Genomic DNA, 3,323 nt, shown 5'->3' with positions numbered 1-3,323 from the left:
GGCAAGACGACGCTGATGCGGATTCTGACCGGCCTCCTGGTGCCGAACGCCGGCCACGTCACCTTGGCAGGCTATGACGTGGTCAAGGACAACGACGCCATCCACGTCGCCAGCGGCTACATGCCGCAACGCTTTGGCCTGTACGAAGACCTGTCGGTGATGGAGAACATGCGCCTGTATGCGCAGTTGCACGGCATGGATGCGTACCGCAACGCCGATCTGTTTGCCGAGCTGCTGGACTTCACGCGGCTCGGACCCTTCACCAAGCGCTTGGCCGGCAAGCTCTCCGGCGGTATGAAGCAGAAGCTGGGCCTTGCGTGTGCGCTCATGGCGCGGCCCAAAGTGCTGCTGCTGGACGAGCCGGGCGTGGGTGTCGACCCGGTCAGCCGCCAGGATTTGTGGCGCATGGTGCAGGCGCTGACCGACGAGGGCATGGCCGTGGTCTGGTCCACCGCCTATCTCGACGAAGCCGAGCGCTGCGAGAGCGTGCTGTTGCTGAACCAGGGACAGCTCCTGTTCGATGGCCCGCCGCAGCAACTCACCGCGCAGCTCGAAGGCCGCAGTTTCCGTCTGGAAGACGTCGGTGCCGAGCGCCGAGCGGTCCTGACCCAGGCACTCGACCTGCCCACCGTGAGCGATGGCGTGATCCAAGGCGCCGGCGTGCGCGTGGTGTTGCGCGAGGGCGCGGACGCAGGGCAGCTCCAGGCCCTGTCCGATCAGGCGCAGGTGCGGCTGGCGCAGGTGCCTGCGCGCTTCGAAGACGCCTTCATCGATCTGCTCGGTGGCGGCCCCGGCGGCACGTCGACGCTGGCCGAGCGTCTGCCCCCGGTTGAGCTGGGTTTCGACATTGCCGTGTCGTGCCGAAACCTCACCAAGCGCTTCGGCGAGTTCACCGCCACCGACAACGTCAGCTTCGAGGTGCAAAAGGGCGAAATCTTCGGCCTGCTCGGCCCCAACGGTGCCGGCAAGTCCACCACCTTCAAGATGCTGTGCGGCCTGTTGAAACCCACTGCTGGCGAAGCGCATGTGGTGGGCCATGATCTGCGCCGCGCCACCGGCGCAGCCAAGAGTCGGCTCGGCTACATGGCGCAGAAGTTTTCGCTCTACGGCCTGCTCTCGGTGCAGCAGAACCTGGAATTCTCGGCCGGCGTCTACGGACTGGAAGGCAACACCCGGCGCGAGCGCATTGCCGAGATGATCGAAACCTTCGATCTGGGCGACTGGCTGTCCGCCACGCCCGATTCCCTGCCGCTGGGCCACAAGCAGCGCCTGGCATTGGCTTGTTCGCTGATGCACCGGCCGCCCGTGCTGTTCCTGGATGAACCCACTTCGGGCGTGGACCCGATCACCCGGCGCGAATTCTGGACCCACATCAACGGACTGGCCCGCAAGGGCGTGACCATCATGGTCACCACCCACTTCATGGACGAGGCCGAATACTGCGACCGCGTGGCCATGCTCTCGCGTGCGCAACTGATCGCGCTGGATACGCCCGACGCGCTCAAACGTTCGGCGGTCAGCCCCGAACGACCCGACCCGACGATGGAGGACGCTTTCATTCACCTGGTGGAGTCGTCAGACCGCGAGCTGGAGGCCGCCACATGAACGGCGCCACAATGCACAAAGACGGAAGTGGCCCCCTGCAGACCGACTTGCGCCGTTTTGATCTGCGGCGCTTGGGCGCCCTGGTGACCAAGGAAAGCTACCAGGCGCTGCGCGACCCCTCGACGCTGCTGATCGCGTTCGTGCTGCCAGTGGTGTTGCTGCTGCTGTTCGCCTATGCGGTGTCGCTGGATGCGAAGGATGTCCGTGTCGGCGTGGTCCTGGAGTCGCCCGGCGCATCGGCACACTCGCTGGCCGCAGCGTTTTCGGGCACCCGCTTCCTGAATACGCACTTCGCCCATGACCGGCGCGAAGTGGCCGACCAACTGGTCTCAGGCGACCTGCGCGGCTACGTGGTGATTCCGCAGGATTTCGAGCAGCGTCTGGCCCAGCGTGGCAGCGAGCCGCTGGTGCAGATCGTCACCGATGGCTCCTACCCCAATACCGCCAACTACGTCGAGAACTACGCCCGTGGCGTGGTCCAGTCCTGGCGTGCCGGACTGGACGTCGGAGCACCAGCGCAGGCCGTCATGCTGGAACCGCGCTACTGGTTCAACCCCGAGCTGGAAAGCCGCCGCGCACTGATTCCCGGTGCCATCGCCATCGTCATGACCATCATCGGCACCATGCTGACTGCACTGGTGGTGGCGCGTGAATGGGAGCGCGGCACCATGGAGGCGGTGCTGTCCACGCCGGCCTCGGTGGCCGAAATCCTGATCGGCAAGCTGCTGCCGTACTTCGTGCTCGGCATGCTGTCCACGCTGGGTGCGGCGGCGCTGGCGGTGTTCGTGTTCGGGGTCCCGATGCGGGGCTCGCTGGCGGCGCTGCTGCTGCTGTCGGCGGTGTTCATGGTGCCGGCGCTGGGTCAGGGTCTGCTGATTTCCTCCTTGGCACGCAACCAGTTCCTGGCAGCGCAGATCGCGCTGTTCACGGGCTTCCTGCCGGCCTTCATGTTGTCGGGCTTTCTGTACGAGATCGACGCCATGCCGGCACCGATCCGCGCCATCACCTTGGTGGTTCCGGCGCGCTACTTCGTCGATTCGCTGAAGACGGTGTTCCTGGCCGGCGACATCTGGGCCGTGTTCCTGCCCAACCTGGCGGCCATGGCGGCGATCGGGGTGCTGTTCTTCGTGATCGCCAAGCGCGCCACGCGCAAGAACCTGGAGTGACGCGATGTTGACTTCCGCATTCTCGTTCACCCGCCTGCGCGCCCAGTTCATCAAGGAAGTACTCAGCGTCCTGCGCGACCCGCGCAGCCGCATGGTGGTGTTCGTGCCGCCGATCCTGCAGTTGCTGGTGTTTGCCTTTGCCGCGACGCTGGAAGTGCGCAACGTCGATATCGCCGTCTACGATCAGGATGCGGGGCGGTGGTCGCACGAGTTGGTACAGCGCCTGGACAGCGCCCGCTTCATCACCCACGTCCGGCATGTCGACAGCCAGCAGCAGCTACACGAGCTGATCGACCGTGGCGAGGTGATCGCCGCGCTTGCCATTCCGGTGGATTTTTCGCGCTCCATCGCCGCCGGCGAAAGTGGCCGCGCGCAGGTACTGGTCGATGGCCGGCGCAGCAACTCCGGGCAGATCACCGTAGCCTATCTGTCCACCATCGCCGCCGATGTCGGCGCCGAGGTCGTGCCCGACGCCCAGGCACCAACGCCCGTGGTCGTGCGCCACTGGTTCAACCCGAATCTGGTCTACCGCTGGTTCATCGTGCCCGGCCT

3 protein-coding genes are annotated in these 3,323 nt (G+C 65.7%); all 3 read left to right on the top strand.

Annotated elements, in window-relative coordinates:
* Window positions 1–1,605, top strand: a 1,605-nt coding sequence (locus AC2VLV_RS01705; protein ID WP_486988359.1) for an ATP-binding cassette domain-containing protein, incomplete at its 5' end; no start/stop codon positions are given.
* Complete coding sequence (locus tag AC2VLV_RS01700) at window positions 1,602–2,771, top strand: ABC transporter permease (RefSeq protein ID WP_486988358.1); 1,170 nt, start codon at window positions 1,602–1,604, stop codon at window positions 2,769–2,771. The genes AC2VLV_RS01705 and AC2VLV_RS01700, both read left to right, overlap by 4 nt.
* Before the next feature lie 4 nt (window positions 2,772–2,775).
* On the top strand, window positions 2,776–3,323 hold a 548-nt coding region (locus AC2VLV_RS01695; protein WP_486988357.1), incomplete at its 3' end, for an ABC transporter permease.

The organism is Thiomonas sp. TH-17 (assembly GCF_057473305.1).
The sequence above is the reverse complement of the archived record's forward strand: the minus strand, read 5'-3'. Positions and strand labels throughout refer to the sequence as shown.

Coding starts and splice junctions, on each gene's coding strand:
- AC2VLV_RS01700 (WP_486988358.1), top strand. CDS start 1,602: ATGAACGGCGCCACAATGCACAAAGACGGAAGTGGCCCCCTGCAGACC.